This is a genomic window from Streptomyces sp. NPDC047982 (genome assembly GCF_043204165.1).
Lineage (GTDB): Bacteria > Actinomycetota > Actinomycetes > Streptomycetales > Streptomycetaceae > Streptomyces.
The window spans coordinates 356,364-374,539 of sequence record NZ_JBIDBS010000002.1; the positions used below are offsets into that span (position 1 = coordinate 356,364).

Here is an 18,176-nt window from a genome sequence, read left to right on the forward strand (position 1 = left end):
ACCATCCTCTGTGACCGAAACAGCCCCGAAGGACGAAGCGGCGGCCGAGGAGCCCGTCCGCCGTGGCCGCATACTCGCCGACCTGACCCCCCTGCGCACGTCCCCCGACTACCGGCGGCTCTGGTTCGGCAACACGGTCTCCTGGATCGGGCAGGGGATGACGGCGCTCGCCGTCTCGCTCCAGGTCTACGACATCACCGGGTCCGCCTTCTCCGTCGGGCTCATCGGCTTCTGCTCGTTCCTGCCGCTGGTCGTCTTCGGGCTGTACGGGGGCGCTGTCGCCGACACCCTCGACCGGCGCAAGCTGGGGCTGGTCAGCGCGGCGGGGTCGTTCGTGCTCTCCGTCGTGCTGCTCGCCGCCGCCGTCGCAGGGGTGGAAGAGGTGGGGCTGCTGTACGCGGTCGTCGCGCTCCAGGCGGCCTGCTTCGCGGTCAACTCACCGGCCCGCAGTTCGATGATCGCCCGGCTGCTGCCGCCCGAGCAGTTGCCCGCCGCCAACGCGCTCAGTTCCCTCACCAGCACCACCGGCACCCTGCTCGGGCCGATGCTCGGCGGTCTCCTCGTCGGCTGGTGGGGATACCGCGCCGCCTACACCGTCGACGCCGTCACCTTCACCGCATCCCTGTACGCGATGTGGCGGCTGCCCTCGATGCTGCCGGAACGGTCGATGCCGCGGGACCGGGAGGCGGACACGGGCACGGGCGCGGGCACGGGCACGGGTGCGGGCAGGAACAGGGCCTCCGTCGCGGACGGGTTGCGGTTCCTGGGTGCCAGGCCCAATCTGCGGATGACGTTCCTCACCGACCTGTGCGCCATGGTGCTGGCCCATCCCCGGGCGCTGTTCCCCGTCGTCGCCGTGGCCTGGTACGGCGGCGACGCGAGGACCACCGGTCTGCTGGTCGCGGCCCCGGCACTGGGGGCACTGCTGGGCGGGGTGTTCTCGGGATGGCTGGGGCGTGTGCGCCGCCACGGTCTCGCCGTGCTCCTCGCCGTCGCCTGCTGGGGCACCGCCATCGCCCTGTTCGGGCTGACCCGTCAGCTCTGGCTCGGGCTGCTCTTCCTGGCGCTCGCCGGATGCGCGGACACCGTCTCGATGGTCTTCCGGAACACCATGCTCCAGGCGGCGGTGCCGGACGAGATGCGCGGACGGCTGCAGGGCGTGTTCATCGTCGTCGTGGCGGGCGGGCCCAGGCTCGGTGACTTCCTGGCCGGTTCGGTCTGCGACCTGGCCTCGCCCGGTGTGGCCGTGACCGGGGGAGGGATCGCCTGTGTCCTCGCCGTGTCACTGCTGGGAATGCGGTGGCGCGGATTCGCCCGGTACGACGCGAAGGACCCGCGCCCGTGACACCGGGGGTCGGCGCGGAGGGCCGGGTCGCGGGGCGCGGGCACGGCCCCGGCCGGCCGCCGGTCAGGGGTGCAGCGACCGCTTCATGACCTTGCCCAGGTCGTTGCGGGGCAGCGCCTCCAGATAGCGGACCGCACGCGGGCGCTTGTGCGGGGCCAGCTGCGCGGCGACGTGGTCCGCGAGCTCGGCCTCGGCCGGGGGAGCGGCGGGGTCGGCCGGCACCACCCACGCGACGATCCGCTCGCCCAGATCCGGGTCCGGCTCCCCGGTGACGGCGGCCTCGCGGACGCCGGGGTGGTCGAGGAGCGCGTTCTCGATCTCCCCCGCACCGATCTTGTAGCCGCCGCTCTTGATCAGGTCGGTGGCCTTGCGGCCGACGATCCGTACGTAGCCGTCGGCGTCCCGGGTGGCCATGTCGCCGGTGCGGAACCAGCCGTCGGCGGTGAGCGCGGCGGCCGTGGCATCGGGGCGGTTGAGATAGCCGGTGAAGAGGTTCGGGCCGCGCACCTGGATCTCGCCGATGGTGTCCGGGCCGCTGCCCGCGAGGACGGTGCCGTCCTCCTCGACCAGGCGCAGTTCGACACCGGCCAGGGGCGCGCCGACCGTGCCGGGGCGCGGCTCGCCGTCGGCCCGGACGCCGGTGTTCATCAGGGTCTCCGTCATGCCGTAGCGCTCGATCACCCGGCGGCCGGTCGCCGCCGCGATCCGCTCATGGTCGTGGACCGGCAGCGCCGCCGATCCGGACACCAGCAGCCGGGCCCCGGCCAGCGCCTTCGCCAGCCCGGCCGCCCCCGGACCGGAGCCGTCCAGGGCCTCGGCCAGCCGGTGGTACATCGTCGGCACGCCGAAGAGCACCGTGCCGCCGGACGACAGCTCCCGGGCCACCCCGTCGGTGGAGAACCGGCCCAGGTGCCGCACCGACCCGCCCCGGCGCAGCGGCCCCAGCACGCCCAGGATCAGCCCGTGCACATGGAACAGCGGCAGGGCGTGGACGAGCACGTCGTCGCCGGTCCACCGCCAGGCGTCCGCCAGCGCGTCCAGCGAGGCGGCGATCGCCCGCCGGGGCAGGACCGCGCCCTTGGGCGGGCCCGTGGTGCCGGAGGTGTAGACGATCAGCGCGGGGGACTCGGGGGACGGCTCCGGGAACGGGGTCGCGGCGCCGCCCTCGACGCCGGGTGCCGCGCCGTCGCCGTACGGCTCGGCGTCGACGTCGATACGGACCGGCGCGTCCAGTACGGGCGGGAGCGCGTCGTCCGCCCCGGCCAGCACGGCGCCGGGCTCGCTGTCGGCCACGATGTGTCCGAGTTCGCGCGCCCCCGTCCTCGGGTTGAGCGGCACGGCGGGCACCCCGGCCCGCAGCGCCGCCACGACGGCGACCACGGTCTGTGGAGTGGGGGTGGCCCAGACGGCGACCCGCCGGGCTCCGGCGAGCCGCGCGGCGAGCCGGGCGGAGGCGGCGTCCAGCCGTTCGTACGTCAACGAATGTGCGCCGAACCGGACGGCCTCGCGTACGGAGGCGTCGGCGGGCAGCGGCAGAAGAGGGGTCATTTGCCCGACCCTAACGACCTGGGGGCCCATAGGGAGCGGGCTCGCGCCGCGTGGACCACGGGCGCCGCCACGACCGCCAGGAACGGCGGGTCGGCGCCGTGCGCGGCGATCCGCGGGCCGCCATGCCGGGCGCCCGCCCCGCGACGGCCGCTCCGGAACAGGCTCCCGGAGCGGCCGGGGACCTTGGACGTCGTTTCTTCACCACATGAACCGATGAACCGATGCCTTGGAGGCTGGGGAGAAAACCCAGGGAATGCTGCGAAATGCCTTGTACGGGCTCAATCGGGGGAAAGCCTGGGACAATCGCGGTATGGACCGTCTGGACAGGGAAATCCTCGGCATCCTCCAGGAGGACGCCAGGATCTCGTACCGCGATCTGGGCGCACGGATCGGGCTCAGCGCCAACGCCGCCGCGGACCGGGTGCGCCGACTGCGGCGCGACGGTGTGATCCGCGGATTCACCGTGATCATCGACCCGGCCGCCGACACCCGTACGGGCCTGGTCGTGTTCATCGACGTGACACTGCGGATCGACACGACGAACGAAACGTTCGAACGGGCCGTGCTCGCCCTTCCCGGCATCACCGAGGTGGTGCACGTGACCGGCGGCCACGACTACCTCGTCCGGGCCACCGTCGCCGACACCGCCGCCCTGGACGGTCTGCTGCGCAGGCTCAAGCGGGAGGCCGGTGTCGCGCACTCCAACACCCGGGTCGCGCTCAGGGCGGCGCCCGCCCGGTGAGACGGCGTTCGGGGCGGCGCCTGCGTCGGGCAGCCCGGACCGGTGTCCCGCCGTCCGGTGACGGTCCGCCCGGCATCCGTGACGGTTCGCTCAGAGCGGCGCCTGCCAGGTGACGGTCGACGAGCGCGAGCCGTCCTCCTCGCGGCCGTCGTCGGCCACCACCAGCCGCACCGCGGGGCGCCCGTCCGGCTCCACGGCTGTCGCGTCCACCTCGACCTCGATCGCCGACACGCCCGTACGCCGGTGCGCGGCGGCTAGCGCGCCGCGCAGCACGGCGAGCAGCTCCCGCTCCACCGGCTCCCGCACCAGCGCGTCGACGGCCCCGTCGAACTGCACCGACGGCTGGAAACCGAGGACGGCGGCGGCGCCCCCGGTTTCCCTCAGCACCCGGCCGCGGAAGGTGGTGGGAACCTCCGCCGGTGGCTGCTGGAGGGCGAAGATCGCCGTCCGCACCTCCTGAATGGTGGAGTCCAGTTCGTCCACGGCCTGGTCGAGCAACTCGTCCGTCTCCGGCGAAGGAGCCCTGCGGCGGGTCGACTCCAGCATCATCTCGGTCGCGAACAGCCGCTGGACGACGAGGTCGTGCAGATCGCGGGCGATCCGGTCCCGGTCCTCGTACACCGCGAGCTGTTCCCGGTTGTGCTGCGCGTCCGCCAGGACCAGCGCGAGCGCGGCCTGGGAGGCGAACTGCGAGGCCAGTTGCCGGTCCAGAGCCGTGTACGGGGGGCCGCCGCGCCGCCGGGGCAGGGCGAGTGTGCCGATCAGCCGCCCGCCGCTCTGCAACGGCAGCATCATGCTGGGCCCGAACCGCGACCGCACATGCGTCGTCATCCGCGGGTCGGTCGCCGAGTCGTCGATGAACACCGGTTCGCCGCCCAACAGGTGGACCAGTACGGCGGAGCCGGGCTCGATGGTCGTGCCGACGATCCCGGCCGGGTCGTCGCGCGTGGACGCGGTGACGATCTCCATGCCGCCCTCCTCGGTCGGCTGGAGGATCACCCCCGCGCCGGCGTCGGCGAGCGTCCGGGCCGCCTCGGCGACGGTCATCAGCGCGTCGGCCGCGTTGCCCCCGGTCAGCAGGGTGGTGGTGACGGCGGCCGCCCCCTCGATCCAGCGTTCCCGCTGCCGGGCCTCCTCGTACAGCCGCGCGTTGCCGATCGCGGTCCCGGCGCGCGAGGCCAGCACCCGCAGCAGCGCCATGTCCGTGTCGGTGAAACGGCCGGTGCTCTTCTCGGTGAGGCAGAGGTTGCCGAAGACCTGGTCCTCGACGCGCAGCGGCGCTCCGAGGAAGGAGCGCGTCCCCGGATGGCCGGGCGGTACGCCGCTGGAGCGCGGGTCGGCGGGCGGGTCGTCGGAGCGCAGCGTGCGCGGTTCGGCGACGAGGGCGCCGAGCATCCCCGTGCGGCCGTCCGGGAGGTCGTCGATGCCCGAGGTGAACAGCTCGCCGATGGTGCCGAGCCCGGGATCGAGCACGCCGAGCGCGCCGTACCGGGCTCCGGTCAGGGCGGTCGCCGCGTCCACGACCTGCTGGAGGGTGGCGCGCAGTTCGAGGTCGTTGCCGACGCCGAGCACCTTTTCCAGGAACGTCGGCAACGGGGACGGCGAGCCCTCCGGCGGCCCGGCCTCCGCTGCCTCCGGTCCCGGGCCGGCCTCCGCTGCCTCCGGTCCCGGCCCGGCCGCCGCCGCCCCCGGTCCCGGGACGGACGAGGGCGCGCCCGGCCCCTCGCCCGCGCCTCGCGCGTCCGGGGCGGCCGTGCCCGGTCCGGACGTGTCCTGGCCGCTCGCGTCCTGTCCGGTCGTGTCCTGGTCGGTCACGTCCTCCGGATTCGCTGATTCCTCGGTCATGCGTGCACCCCCCCTGCGTTGATCAGCAGGCGATCGGGTCGAGAACCAACGGTTCGATCTTCCCGTCCAGCATCGCACCCAGCCCCAGGACGGAGCACACGTCGGGCCGCTCCGCGATGTGCACCGGCACGCCCGTCGCCTTCCGCAGCATCCGGTCGAGACCGGGCAGCAGTGCGCTCCCGCCGACCATCATGATCCCGCAGTCGGTGACGTCGGCCACCAGATCGGGCGGGCATTCGCGCAGGACCTTGCCCAGACCGTCGAGCACCGAGGTCAGCGGGGCGTGGATCGCCTGCCGGATCGAGTCCGTGTCCACCCGCACCGAACGGGCCAGTCCGGTCGCCACGTCCCGGCCGTGGATCTCGGTCATCGAGGGGGCCCGCGAGGCCGGCCCGGTGCCGCTGAGCGCCAGTTGGAGCGGTCGCACGGCCTGGCTCGGCAGCATCAGCTCGTGGTGCTGCCGCAGATGCTGGATCACCGCGTGATCGATGGCGTCGCCGCCGACCGGTACGCGCGCGGCGGTCACGATCGAACCCAGCGAGAGGACCGCGATCTGGGTCGTCGCCGCCCCGCACACCATGATCATGGTGGCCGTCGGCTGCTCGACGGGAAGTCCGCAGCCCACAGCCGCCGCGATCAGGGTGTCGACCAGCTCCACCCGTCGCGCGCCCAGCCCGACCAGGGTCTCCACGGTGGCCCGCTGGGCGAGCGGATCGCTGTCGTGCGGAGTGCAGGCGGCGGCCCGCAGCCGGGGCTTGCGGCGCAGCTGGCGGCGGAGCTTCTCACCCAGTAGCTGACGAAGCATCCGCTGGGCCATGTCGATGTCGATGACGGTCCCGCCGGTGACCGGACGGGCCACCCGGATGTAGTCGGGGGTGCGACCCGTCATCTGCTCCGCGAGTTCACCGACGGCGATGAGCGAGCCGGTACGGGTGTTCACGGCGGCAGCGCTCGGTTCGTCGACGACGAGTCCCAGTCCCTTGACGTACACGCGGGTCCGGGCGGCCCCGAGGTCGACGGCGACATGGCAACGGCGCAACTGCTCAAGGCTGACGGTCACGGCGGCTTCTCCCGGGAGCACGGTGGGGGGTGCCGGCGGCGGCCGGCCCTCCTCGCATCGTGCGCCGTTCGGAGTCATGTCGCGCGCCGAGTGAGCCGTAGGGGGTACGGGGCCGCTGGAGTGACGGGGCCGGGGCGGCGGGAGGACATGGCGCGCCGGGCCCGCCGTCCCCTCCCGGCCGGGCTCACCCGGGCAGCAGCCGCTGGAACAGTCCCCAGGTGAATTCGGCGACATGCCGCTCGCCCGTCCCCGGCGCGGTGATCGCGAGCGCCGACCGGGTCGGCGCGCCGCCCTCCATCGGACGGGCCGGCGCGAAGGCCCGCGCCACCTCGTCCACCGTGGCCGACCAGGGGCGCAGGTCCTCGACCGCGCGCAGTTCGGGGCCCGCCGCGCCCGGAGCCCTGACCAGCCACTCGTTCCACACGGCCCCGCCTGGAGCGACCATCACCTCGAACCGCAGCTCCGGCCAGAGCGGCACCGGCCAGCGCAACGCGTCGCACTCCAGATCCCCGATCACGCGGCGCGCCGACGACTCGGGCTCGCCCAGCACGGAACGGTAACGGCGCAGTGCGCCCCGCCCCCGCGGCGCCCGCACCATGGCCTGCCAACGGCGGTTCGCCTCCCGTATCTCGGCGGTCGAGGCGCACAGCTCGCGTCGGGCCTCCTCGACGAGACCGGGCTGGTGGTCGGCCATCCGGCGCAGCAGGACGAGCTGGAATTCGCGGGGACCGAACGGGATCGCCGCGTTCATGGGGTCAACGGTCCCACGCCGACGGGGAGCGGCCGTCCCCGCCGCCGCACGATGGAGCAGCCGGAGCAGCCGGAGCGGCAGGAGCGGCAGCAGGAGCCGAGGAGGGAGTCACGGGCCCGCCTCACCCAGCAGCCGGAGCAGCCGGAGCAGCAGCATCCGCCGGGGCAGTCACCGGAGGCCGTCCGCCGGGCCCGCCTCGCCCAGCATCCGCCGCAGCAGGTCCCGCAGCATCGTCCGGTCCGCGTCCGACAGCCCGGCCAGCGGCTCCCGCGCGAAGGTGAGCGAATCGCGCAGCTCCTGAGCCGTGCGCGTGCCCCGCTCCGTCGGGGCGGCCAGTTTCACCCGGCGGTCGGCCGGATCCGGACGGCGCTCCACCAGACCGCGCGACTCCAGCCGGTCGACGATCCCGGTGACGTTCGACGGCTCGCACTTCAGTTTCTGGGCGATCCGGCGCATCGGCATCGGCTCCAGGGCGAGCAGCCCGAGGACGCGCGCCTGGGCGCCGGTGAGGGAGTGGGATGCCGCGGCCTCGTCGTACTCCTCGTAGTAGCGCGCCACGACGGTGCCGATGAGCTCGACGACTTCGAGGGTCAGAGGATCTGAACGGGTGGTGGACATGGCGCCCAGGATACCCAGTTACTTGACAACGTGAAATATCTAGGGTCATCGTTGTTTCATGTCTTGAAGCATTATCCTGAAGCATTTTCGCTTTCGTGGCCCACCAGCCCCCGGGCGAAGCTTCCCCCCACCCGTGACGCATTGAGGAGAACCCGAGCCCATGTCCGCAGCACTTCCCACGACCGGCCGTGAATGGCACCTCGTCGCCCGCCCCCACGGCTGGCCGAAGGCCGAGGACCTCGCGCTGCGGGAGGCGCCGGTCACCGCACCCGGCGAGGGCCGCGTCCTCGTGCGCAACCTGCACTTCTCGGTCGACCCGTACATGAGGGGAAGGATGAACGACGTGAAGTCGTACGCCCCGCCCTTCGCGCTCGACCGGCCCATGGACGGCGGCGCGGTCGGCGAGGTCATCGCCTCGAACGCGGCGGGCTTCGCGGTCGGCGACCATGTGCTGCACGGTCTCGGCTGGCGGGAGTACGCGGAGGTCCCGGCCGGGCACGCGGTGAAGGTCGACGCGTCGCTCGCCCCGCTCTCCGCCTACCTGGGCGTGCTCGGCATGCCCGGCCTCACCGCGTACGCGGGACTCTTCGAGGTCGCCTCGTTCAAGGCGGGCGACGCCGTGTTCGTGTCCGGTGCGGCCGGTGCGGTGGGCAGCCAGGTCGGGCAGATGGCGCGGATCAAGGGCGCCTCGCGGGTCGTCGGCTCGGCCGGTTCCGACGAGAAGGTCCGGCTCCTCGTGGAGGAGTACGGCTTCGACGCGGCCTTCAACTACAAGAACGGCCCGGTCGCCGAGCAGCTGAGCCAGGCGGCTCCCGACGGCATCGACGTCTACTTCGACAACGTCGGCGGCGAGCACCTGGAGGCGGCGATCTCCTCCCTCCACGTGCACGGCCGGGTCACCGTCTGCGGCATGATCGCGCAGTACAACGCCACCGAGCCGACCCCCGCCCCGCGCAACCTCGCCCTGGTCATCGGCAAGCGGCTGCGCATCCAGGGCATGCTCGTCCGCGATCACGAGGCGCTCCAGCCGCGATGCGTCGAGGACGTCGCCGGATGGCTGGCCTCCGGCGAACTGAAGTACCGCGAGACCTTCGTCCACGGCATCGAGAACGGCTTCGACGCCTTCCTCGGCCTGCTGCGCGGCGAGAACACCGGAAAGATGATCGTCTCCCTCGTCTGACGGGCGCCACGGCGCACCCGGCAGACACGGGCCCGGTGCCGTGAGGGCGCCGGGCCCGTGTGTCTGGCCGTCGCGATCGTGGGAGCGGGTCGCGGCGCACAGCACGGCCCTCTGCCGTCCCGGGGGCCGTCCTCCCACCAGTACTCTGACGCCATGCGTGATCTCAGGGCGGGTTTCGGTTACTTGGTGGCGGGACAGCGATGGGTCGGCCGGCACGGCCGCTGGTTCGGGTTCGGGTTGCTGCCCGGACTCGTCACCCTCGTCCTGTACGCGGCGGCGCTCGTCGGTCTCGGCTACGGCGCCGACGACCTGGTGGCGTGGGCGACGCCGTTCGCCGACGACTGGTCGTCGCCGTGGCTCGGGCTGCTCCGCACCACCCTGACCGTGCTGGTCTTCGCCTTCGGGCTCTTCCTCGCCGTGATCACGTTCACCGCTGTGACGCTGCTGGTCGGCCAGCCCTTCTACGAGTCGCTGTCCGAGCAGGTCGACCGCACGGAGGGCGGTGACGTCCCCGAGTCCGGGCTGCCGCTGTGGCGGGAGCTGTGGATATCCGCCGTCGACAGCGTCCGGATCCTGGTGCGGGTGGGGCTGTACTCGCTGCTGCTGTTCGCCCTCGGATTCGTGCCGGTGATCGGGCAGACCGTCGTCCCGGCGATCGGTTTCTGCGTCACCGGCTACTTCCTCTCCGAGGAACTCACCGCCGTCGCGCTCCAGCGGCGCGGCATGGTCCTGAAGGACCGGCTCGCCCTGCTGCGCGGCCGCCGCATGCTGGCCCTCGGCTTCGGCGTGCCGCTGGGGCTCGCCTTCCTCGTCCCGTTCGTCGCCGTGTTCCTGATGCCGGGCGCCGTCGCCGGGGCCACCCTGCTGGCCCGGGACCTGGTGGCACCCGAGGGCGACGGCGAGGGCGACGCCGACGAGGAGAGGCAGGGGGGCGCGGGCCCCGGCGCCGCGGGGGCGGCCCCCGCCCCGTACACCCCCGGCCGGGGCTGACGGAGGAGGACCGCCCCGGGGCCGCCACGGTGCGGTCGGGCGGTGTGCACTTCTCGCACGTCCGGGGCGGTCGGGCGGTGTGCACTTCTCGCACGTCCGGTGCGGTCAGGCGGTGTGCACCTCCAGCGCGGTCCTGACCGCCGACTCCAGGGCCCCCTCGATCCAGGCGGGTTTCACCGAGGTGTGGCAGCCCGCGAAGTGCAGCGGCCCCTCGACCGACCGCACGTGGGCGAGGAGCTCGGTGTGCTGGCCCGGGAGCAGCACCGACGCCTCGCCGTACGCGTAGGGGTCGCGCATCCACGACTGGGTGGCGCCGACGCCCGTGTAGAAGACCTCGACGCGCTGCCCGTACACGTCCTGGACCCCGCCCAGCGCGTGCGGGTAGCGCTCGTCGTCGTCCAGGGAGTCCCACTTCAGCGCGTCGTCGGCCCAGCTGTACGAGGCGAGGACCACCCCTCCCGCGCTGCCCTCGACCGGATGGGACGGCTGGAAGACGAAACGGTTGGGATTGTCGGTGACCGAACCGCCGCCGATGACGTGCGCCGCCTCGGGCTGGTTGCGGGCGGTGGCCCGGTGCGCCGCGTAGTGCACCTTCTGATGGGGCGGGAGGTGGCCGGACGGCACGGACGGGTGGGCGCCCAGCAGCGAGCCGTCGGCCGGTGCCTTTCCCAGCCGGTAGGCGTCGTACAGACCGGGCCTGATCCGGTCCAGCTCCCTCTTCCAGTCCTTCTCCTCGAACTCCCACCAGCGGCGGCTGAATTCGAGCAGCACCTTGGTCGCCGCGTCGTAGTGGATCTCGGTGATCGCGCGCCGCTTCCCGTACGACAGCAGGGGACTGACGGGGATGTGGCGCAGCCCGGAGAACGGCACGGTCACGATGGCCCGGTCGCCGGTGAACGTCTCGCGCACCAGCGGTCTGCCGTCGCGGCCCTCGGAGATGGTCTCGATCCGGACGCCGTCCTTCCCGTGGCTGATCCGGGTGGCGCGGCGGTCCAGCCGCACCAGGTCCCTGACCTTCTCGTACATCGCGTCGGCGAGTGTGCCGGTGCCGCCCGGCAGTTCGAAGAACGCCGTGTCCGGGCTGATCAGGGACGCTCCGATGAAGCTGTGCACGAAGGAGAGGTGGAGGCGCGAGGTGAGGTTCTCGACCGTGCCGACGAGGTCGACGGTGCGCTCGTCGAGCTTGGCCGCCTCGGTCAGGAAGCGGAACATCGACCAGTGCCCGTAGCGCTGGACGACCCGCGCCCAGCCCTCGACGAGTTCGCGGCCCTGCTTGCCCTCGAACTCCCCCCGTACGGGCGCGAACGCCTCCCGCAGGATCGTGGCGGCGGGCTTGTCCTCGAACCGTGCCGGGACGCCGAACGAGCGGTTGATCGCGCGGGGCCGGGCCGCGTAGTCCGCCTTGCGCATCCGGATGCCGTTGACGCGGATCCAGGTGTGGTTGACCGGGCGGCCCTGGGCGTCGACGTCGACCAGGTGGAAGCGGCGGCGCTTCAGCCCGAGACCGTCGATCAGGCCGGTGACCAGGGGATGGCTGTCCGGGATTCGCATCGCGCCGGCCTCGGCGTACTGTTTCGGGTCGGCGAACGGCGCCCGCGCGCGCTCGTGGCCGCCCCGGCGGAACGTTTTGACACGGCCTCCGACGCGGTTGCCGTTCGCCTCGATCACGGTGACGGTGTGCCCGGCATCGCGCAGCAGCCGGGCGGCGGTCAGCCCGGCCGGGCCCGCGCCCACGACCAGCACCTTCTTGGGGGGCTTGCGACCACGCGGCAGGCCCTTGGACAGCAGGACGTCCTTGTAGTACGGGACCAGCGGCCGGTCGTCCTCGCCGCGTACCAGGATGGCGCGGGCGACGTCCAGGCAGGTGGCCCAGTCCGTTCCGGCCGCCGCGGGCGCGAGCGCGGTTCCGGACGCGGCGTCGACGGCGGCGGGAGCGGCGGCACTCGCGGGGCCGGCGGCGGCCGTGGCGAGCGCGGCGGCGCCGGCCGCGGCACCGGCGATCACGTGGCGGCGGGAAGGCGGCCCGGACGGCGGGCCGGACGCGGTTCCGGCGGGCAGGCCGCAGGAGGGCCCGGTGGGTTCGGAAGTCATGCGCCCACCCTGGTCCCCCCTCGTTCCGCACGTGCGCGGGCCGCCCGTAAATCACCCGCAGGTGTGGCCCAAATTCCTTTTCACGGAAGTGAATTGACGCGCCGTGCTATTCCGGGGAGGGGCGCGGCGGCCGCGTTTCCTCCTCGCCCTCCGGCCGCGCCGGACGCAGCAGCGCCAGGAAGTCCCGGAACGCGGCGGGCATGTCCACCGCCCCCGGATCCAGCAGCCATTGGTACTGGAGCCCGTCCATCACGGCCACCAGCAGCGGCGCCGCGCGTTCGGGTGTCAGTCCGCCCGGCAGCCGCTCGCCGAACTCGGCGCGGAGCATCGCCGCCATGGCCGCGCGCGCCTGCGCGCAGCGGCCGGTGAAGAAATCCCGGGCCGGGTGGCCCTCCGTCACGCTTTCACCGAGCAGTGCCGAGAACGTCTGGACGATCCCGGGCCGCATCGCGTTGTACTCCACGAGCGAGTCCAGCAGTTCGGTGCGCCAGGTGCCGCCGCTGCGGGCGACGCCGCCGGGGTCCCACTGGTCGCGTTCCTCCAGCACCGCGATGAGCAGCGCCTCCTTGGTCGGGAAGTGGTGCAGCAGCCCCTGCTGGCTGAGGCCGACCCGCTCGGCCACGGCGCTCAGCGAGGCGCCGCGATAGCCGCGCTCGGCGATCACCTCGAACGCGGCACGGATGATCTCCGCCCGCCGCTCCGCGCTTCTGGCCCGCGCCATCGTCCCGGCCCCTTTCGGTGCTGCGTCCGTCCCGGGCCCGTCCCCGGGTGCCCGTCCGGAGCCCCGTCCCCGAGTGCCCGCCGCGGAATGTTCACTCCGGTGTGTCCGTCCGCGATATGTCCGCCCCCGCGTACCGGCCCCGCTCCGAGGACCGTACGCCATTCGTTTGCGTAACGGAAACATAACGAAACCTACTGATCAGTCGGTCATGTGGCGACTATGGGAAACAGCACTATTCAGGACATCGACGAGGAGATCCGGCCGTGGCAGACACGCCCGCCCCCATCCACCCCGACGCGGCCCGGGAGGTCGCGGTCGAGAAGGCGCTGGCCGCCCTCGGCCTCGACGACAAGGCCCGGCTGCTGGCCGGACAGGACATGTGGTCGCTGCCCGCGCTCCCCGCCATCGGCCTGCGCTCCCTGGTGATGTCCGACGGGCCCATCGGCGTCCGAGGGGCCGCGTGGAGCGCCGACGACCCGTCCGTCGCGCTGCCCTCGCCCACCGCGCTCGCCGCGACCTGGGACCCGGCCCTCGCCCGCCGGGCCGGCCGGCTGCTGGCCCAGGAGGCCCACCGCAAGGGGGTGCACGTCCTCCTCGCCCCGACCGTGAACCTCCACCGGTCCCCGCTCGGCGGGCGTCACTTCGAGGCGTACAGCGAGGACCCGTACCTCACCGGCGAGATCGGCACCGGTTACGTTCGCGGCGTGCAGGACGGCGGCGTCGGCACCACGGTCAAGCACTTCGTCGCCAACGACGCCGAGACCGACCGTTTCACCGTCGACAACATCGTCTCCCCGCGCGCCCTGCGCGAGATCTACCTCGCCCCCTTCGAACGCATCGTCAAGAACGCCCATCCGTGGGGCGTCATGTCCGCCTACAACCAGGTCAACGGCTCCAGCATGACCGAGCACCGCTACCTCCAGAACGCGGTGCTGCGCGGCGAATGGGGCTTCGACGGCTTCATCGTCTCCGACTGGCTGGCCGCCCGTTCCACCGTCGCCGCCGTCCGCGGCGGACTCGATGTCGCCATGCCGGGGCCGAAGACCGTGTACGGGAAGGCGCTGGCCGACGCGGTGCGGGCCGGTGAGGTCGAGGAGTCCGTCGTCGACGGGGCGGTACGCAACGTGCTGCGGCTCGCCGCCCGCGTCGGCGTCCTGGACGGCGCCCCGCCCGCCGTCGGCCCGGCCGACCGGCCCGAGCTCGTCGACGGCGACGCGCTGGCCCGCGAGATCGCCCGCCGCTCCTTCGTCCTCGTGCGCAACGAGCCCGTCGGGAACACCGGCCGCGCCGCGCTCCCCGTCGATCCGGCGGACGGCCGCCGGATCGCGCTCAGCGGGGCGCTCGCCCGGGACGCCCGGGTCCTCGGCGGCGGCTCCGCCCAGGTCTTCCCGCACCACGTCGTCTCGCCGCTCGACGGCCTCGCCGCCGCCCTCCCGGAGGGGGTTCTCGACTACCGCGTCGGCGCCGACCCGAACGACGAACTCGTCCCCGCCCACCAGGGCTTCGAGCTCAGGGCCGTCTGCCACGACGCCTCCGGCACCGTCCTCGGCACGGCCCCGCTGCACGACGGCACCGTGCAGTGGATCGGCGACGGCCTCCCCGAGGGCGTCACCCGCGAGACGCTGCACAGCGTCGAGATCACCGGCACCTTCGTCCCGCGCGACAGTGGCGAGCACGTCTTCGGCACCCGCGGCACCGGGGCGTTCCGCCTCACCGTCGCGGGCCGGACCCTGTACGACGAGGTGCACCGGGTCACCGGCTCCGCCGACCCCGGCGAGGCGTTCTTCGGCAATCCCGTGGAACGCGGCCGGATCGTCCTCACCGCGGGCGAACCCGTCGAGGTCTCGCTGCGGCAGGTCCCCGACACCCTGGGCGACGACGCGGCCATCCCGGGCGTCTCGTTCTCCTTCTGCCACCTCGGCCCGCGCCGCGACCCGGCCGAACTGATCGCCGAGGCCGTCGAGGCGGCCCGTACGGCGGACACCGCGATCGTCGTCGTCGGCACCACCGAACGCGTCGAGTCGGAGGGCTTCGACCGCACCTCCCTGAAGCTCCCCGGCCACCAGGACGACCTGGTCAGGGCGGTCGCCGCGGTCAATCCGCACACGGTCGTGATCGTCAACTCCGGTTCCCCGGTGGAGCTCCCGTGGCGCGACGAGGTCGCCGCGGTGCTGCTCGGCTGGTTCCCCGGTCAGGAGGCCGGCCACGCCCTGGCCGACGTGCTGCTCGGCGCCGAGGAACCGGGCGGTCGCCTCCCCACCACCTGGCCGGCCGCGCTCGCCGACGTCCCCGTCTCGAACACCACCCCCACCGGCGGTGAACTCCACTACGACGAGGACGTCTTCGTCGGCTACCGGGCCTGGGACCGGGCCGGAGCCGCGCCCGCGTACCCGTTCGGCCACGGGCTCGGCTACACCACCTGGGAGTACGAGAGCCTGACGGCCGCCCCGCAGAGCGCCACCGTCCGACTCCGCAACACCGGCACCCGCCCCGGCGCGGAAACCGTCCAGATCTACCTCGCCACCCACCGCCCCACCGCCGACCGCCCCGCCCGTCGGCTCGCCGGTTTCGCACGCGTCGAGGCCGCGCCGGGCGAGTCCGCCGAGGTGGTGATCCCGGTCGACCGGCGCGCGTACGAGATCTGGGACGAGGAGGCGTACGACTGGCAGTTCGTCCCCGGCAGGTACGAGCTGCGGGCGGCCCACTCCCTCGACGACGTACGCCTGACGGCCGCCGTGGACATCGACGCGTAGCAGCCGGACCCGGCCCGTACACCCCGCGCGCCGGTGGTCCCGGTGCGCGGGGCCACCGGCGCGCGGCTCGCTCCCCGTCACGCGATGACGGGCCCCGGATCGGCACCCGCCCTCGGCTGCGGGGCTCAGAGCCTGTCGAGTGGCCTTTACAGGGCGTGGCCCGCCCGGTCGAAGGCACCCGATGGGCTCTCAGCGCACCCCGAACCCGTACACCGTCGTCGAGACGAACTCCTCGCCGGGCCGCAGCACCGTGCTCGGGAACCCGGGCCGGTTCGGGGAGTCCGGGAAGTGCTGGGTCTCCAGCGCGATCCCGGCGCACGGCCCGAACGGCCGCCCGTCGAAGTGGTCCGCCGTGTAGAGCTGGAGCCCCGGCTCCGTCGTGGTGACGGTCAGGAACCGCCCCGACCCCGGGTCGTACAGCTCGGCCACCGGACCCGCGCCGGGCCCGTCCAGCACGAAGTTGTGGTCGTAGCCGGGCGCGAGCGGCCTCGGCTCGCGGAAGTCGAACCGCGTCCCGTCCACCGGCAGGAACTCGCCCGTCGGCAGGGACTCGCCGTCCACGGGCGTGATCCGCCCGGCCGCGATCCGCAGCACCTGCCCCAGCGCGCCGCCGCCGTCCCCGGTGCTCGCCCCCGCACCCGTGCCCGCGAGGTTCCAGTACGTGTGATTCGTCAGGTTCAGCACGGTCGGGGCGTCCGTCGTCGCCCGGTACGCGATCCGCAGTGCCCCGCGCTCGTCCAGGGTGTACGCCGCCGAGACCGTCAGACGCCCTGGGAAGCCCTCCTCGCCGTCCTCGGAGACCAGGGACAGCTCCACACCCCCCGCCACCTCCCGCGCCCGCCACACGCGCTTGTCGAAGCCCCTGGCGCCGCCGTGCACATGGTTGCGCCCCTCGTTGCGCGTGAGCCGGTGCGTGCGCCCGTCCAGTTCGAAACACGCCCCGCCGATCCGGTTCGCGTACCGCCCGACCAGCGCGCCCAGGTACGGACCGGGGAACGCCTCGTACCCGGCGGCATCCGGCAGCCCGAGCGCCACCCCCGCCCGCACCCCGTCCCGGTCGGGCAGCTCCACCGACTGCACGATGCCGCCGTACGTCAGGACGCGTACCCGCGTGCCGTCCCGCTCCAGCGTCCAGCGGTGCACGACGGCGCCGTCCGCCAGGGTGCCGAACTCCTCCGCACGGACCACCGTGCCCGAACTCGTGTCCATGATCGCCAACCTTAGGGGCCCGGTGTGAAGACCGCCGCACGCGCACCCGCCCGTCCCGCGCACATGCCCGCCCCGCACGCCCTCCCCGAGCACCTGCCCCGGCCCCGCGCCCTGGGCCGGGCTCAGGCCGGAGGCCGTGCCGCCGTGACGTTCCGGTACGCGATCTCCGCCAACCGGGCCTGCCCGTCGCGCCCCGGATGGAACCAGTCCCACGGGCTGAGCTGCGCGCCCGTGAACGGGTACGCGAAGACCTCCCCGCCGTCGTAGCGGCACCGCGTGTCCTTCGCGCACACGTCCCGCAGCACCTCGTTGTACGCCACGACGCGCTGGTGCACCGAGGCGCGCCGGGCCACGGCCTCCGCGCCCATGTCGTCCGGGTCGCCCAGCATCGACCGGCAGACCCCCAGGCTCCAGATCCGCTTGACCAGCTCCTTGTCCCGCCCCGTCGACCAGAGCCGCATCAGGTCCGGCACGCTCGACACGTATACCTGCGCCTTGGGCGCCCCGGCGCGCAACTGGCGCATCGCCGCCTCGAAGGAGGAACGGAAATCGGCCACCGGCGTCATGTACCGGACCGAGTCCCGGCAGGCGTCGTTGGCGCCGATCATCACCGTCACCAGACCGGGTTTCTCCTTCGCGGCCAGCGCCATCTGCTCCGGCAGTTGGGCGATCCTCGCCCCCGTCCGGGCATGGTTCCAACTGCGCGCGACGGCCCCCGACTCGCCGAGCAGGCGCACCGCGAGACTGCGCACCCCGCTGTCCGTGCCGGTGGCCCAGGACACCTCCGGACAGTCCGTCAGCACCGAACAGGCGTCGAAGCCGCGCGTGATGGAGTCCCCGACAGCGGCCAGCGACTTCGGACTGCGGTCCCAGACCGGACCGGCCGCGGCGGACGGCTTCCGCTTTCCGGACGCCCCCTTCGTCGTGCTGTCTGTCTCGGAGTCGCAGCCCGACAGTACGGCGGAGCCCAGCACCGAGACCGCCGCCACCACGGCGGCCGCCATCCGCGAACGGCGACGGGCGGAACGGTTCCGCATGCTGTGCTCCCTTCGGTCGTGCCCCGGCATTCCCCGGCATTCCCCGGCATTCCCCGGCATTCCCCGGTGGCACCGGGTGGTACCGGGTGGAGGGCCTCGGGTGCCCGCAGGGCGAAGGCCGGGCGAATGATGTGCCCGGGACCGACCGTACGTCACCCCCGGGGCGTCGTGTCGCGGTAGCTTTTCCTCGTCGAACCACGGCGCGTGTTCCCTCGCCCGGCTCCACTCGGGTGGCTTTCCGTAAATCACATCACGTCACATACTGCCCCTTTTCGGGAGATTCAGC

At 73.3% G+C, this 18,176-nt stretch carries 14 protein-coding genes; 5 read left to right on the forward strand and 9 right to left on the reverse strand.

From position 1 onward, the window contains the following. Window positions 1-10 precede the first annotated feature (10 nt). A complete protein-coding gene (locus ACGF2V_RS03460; RefSeq protein ID WP_362704369.1) occupies window positions 11-1,345 on the forward strand; it encodes an MFS transporter in 1,335 nt (444 codons plus the stop codon). Between the two features lie 63 nt (window positions 1,346-1,408). On the opposite strand, the gene ACGF2V_RS03465 is transcribed toward ACGF2V_RS03460, so the two are convergent. Further along, the gene (locus ACGF2V_RS03465; protein ID WP_362704371.1) at window positions 1,409-2,893 is read right to left on the reverse strand and encodes an AMP-binding protein; all 1,485 of its coding nucleotides are present in this window, start codon (window positions 2,891-2,893) and stop codon (window positions 1,409-1,411) included. A 310-nt stretch (window positions 2,894-3,203) separates the two neighbouring features. Here ACGF2V_RS03465 and ACGF2V_RS03470 point away from each other — a divergent pair, with 310 nt between their 5' ends. After that, on the forward strand, window positions 3,204-3,635 hold the full coding sequence (locus ACGF2V_RS03470; protein ID WP_362620596.1) for an Lrp/AsnC family transcriptional regulator: 432 nt from the start codon (window positions 3,204-3,206) through the stop codon (window positions 3,633-3,635). 90 nt (window positions 3,636-3,725) lie between these two features. On the opposite strand, the gene ACGF2V_RS03475 is transcribed toward ACGF2V_RS03470, so the two are convergent. From ACGF2V_RS03475 to ACGF2V_RS03490, 4 genes are all read right to left on the reverse strand, one after another. Further along, entirely contained in the window at window positions 3,726-5,480 is a 1,755-nt protein-coding gene (locus tag ACGF2V_RS03475; RefSeq protein WP_362704374.1) for a GAF domain-containing protein, read from the reverse strand. Window positions 5,481-5,502: 22 nt separating this feature from the next. After that, window positions 5,503-6,540 (reverse strand): rod shape-determining protein, encoded by a 1,038-nt coding sequence (locus ACGF2V_RS03480; RefSeq protein WP_362620600.1) that lies wholly within the window; start codon window positions 6,538-6,540, stop codon window positions 5,503-5,505. Between the two features lie 184 nt (window positions 6,541-6,724). After that, window positions 6,725-7,291 (reverse strand): hypothetical protein, encoded by a 567-nt coding sequence (locus ACGF2V_RS03485; protein ID WP_362704376.1) that lies wholly within the window; start codon window positions 7,289-7,291, stop codon window positions 6,725-6,727. A 168-nt stretch (window positions 7,292-7,459) separates the two neighbouring features. Then, window positions 7,460-7,909 (reverse strand): MarR family transcriptional regulator, encoded by a 450-nt coding sequence (locus ACGF2V_RS03490; protein WP_362704378.1) that lies wholly within the window; start codon window positions 7,907-7,909, stop codon window positions 7,460-7,462. Between the two features lie 160 nt (window positions 7,910-8,069). On the opposite strand from ACGF2V_RS03490, the gene ACGF2V_RS03495 reads away from it, so the two are divergent. Further along, window positions 8,070-9,089, forward strand: coding sequence for an NADP-dependent oxidoreductase (locus tag ACGF2V_RS03495; RefSeq protein WP_362704381.1), 1,020 nt, complete (start codon window positions 8,070-8,072; stop codon window positions 9,087-9,089). A 153-nt stretch (window positions 9,090-9,242) separates the two neighbouring features. Further along, window positions 9,243-10,079, forward strand: a complete 837-nt coding sequence (locus ACGF2V_RS03500) for an EI24 domain-containing protein (RefSeq protein WP_362704383.1) — start codon at window positions 9,243-9,245, stop codon at window positions 10,077-10,079. Between the two features lie 105 nt (window positions 10,080-10,184). On the opposite strand, the gene ACGF2V_RS03505 is transcribed toward ACGF2V_RS03500, so the two are convergent. Together ACGF2V_RS03505 and ACGF2V_RS03510 are read right to left on the reverse strand one after the other, a co-directional pair. After that, window positions 10,185-12,170 carry an FAD-dependent oxidoreductase gene (locus ACGF2V_RS03505; protein WP_362620610.1) on the reverse strand — a complete coding sequence of 662 codons (1,986 nt, stop codon included), beginning with the start codon at window positions 12,168-12,170 and terminating at the stop codon, window positions 10,185-10,187. 106 nt (window positions 12,171-12,276) lie between these two features. After that, a complete protein-coding gene (locus tag ACGF2V_RS03510; RefSeq protein WP_362620613.1) occupies window positions 12,277-12,891 on the reverse strand; it encodes a helix-turn-helix domain-containing protein in 615 nt (204 codons plus the stop codon). A gap of 263 nt (window positions 12,892-13,154) precedes the next feature. Between ACGF2V_RS03510 and ACGF2V_RS03515 the strand changes: the two genes are divergently transcribed. Beyond that, window positions 13,155-15,644: a glycoside hydrolase family 3 C-terminal domain-containing protein gene (locus ACGF2V_RS03515; protein ID WP_362704385.1), complete on the forward strand. Its 2,490-nt coding sequence runs from the start codon at window positions 13,155-13,157 to the stop codon at window positions 15,642-15,644. Window positions 15,645-15,833: 189 nt separating this feature from the next. Here the strand turns inward: ACGF2V_RS03515 and ACGF2V_RS03520 are convergent, their stop codons facing one another. Further along, window positions 15,834-16,853 (reverse strand): aldose epimerase family protein, encoded by a 1,020-nt coding sequence (locus ACGF2V_RS03520; RefSeq protein WP_362704387.1) that lies wholly within the window; start codon window positions 16,851-16,853, stop codon window positions 15,834-15,836. 122 nt (window positions 16,854-16,975) lie between these two features. Next, window positions 16,976-17,890: an SGNH/GDSL hydrolase family protein gene (locus tag ACGF2V_RS03525; RefSeq protein WP_362620618.1), complete on the reverse strand. Its 915-nt coding sequence runs from the start codon at window positions 17,888-17,890 to the stop codon at window positions 16,976-16,978. Window positions 17,891-18,176 lie beyond the last annotated feature (286 nt).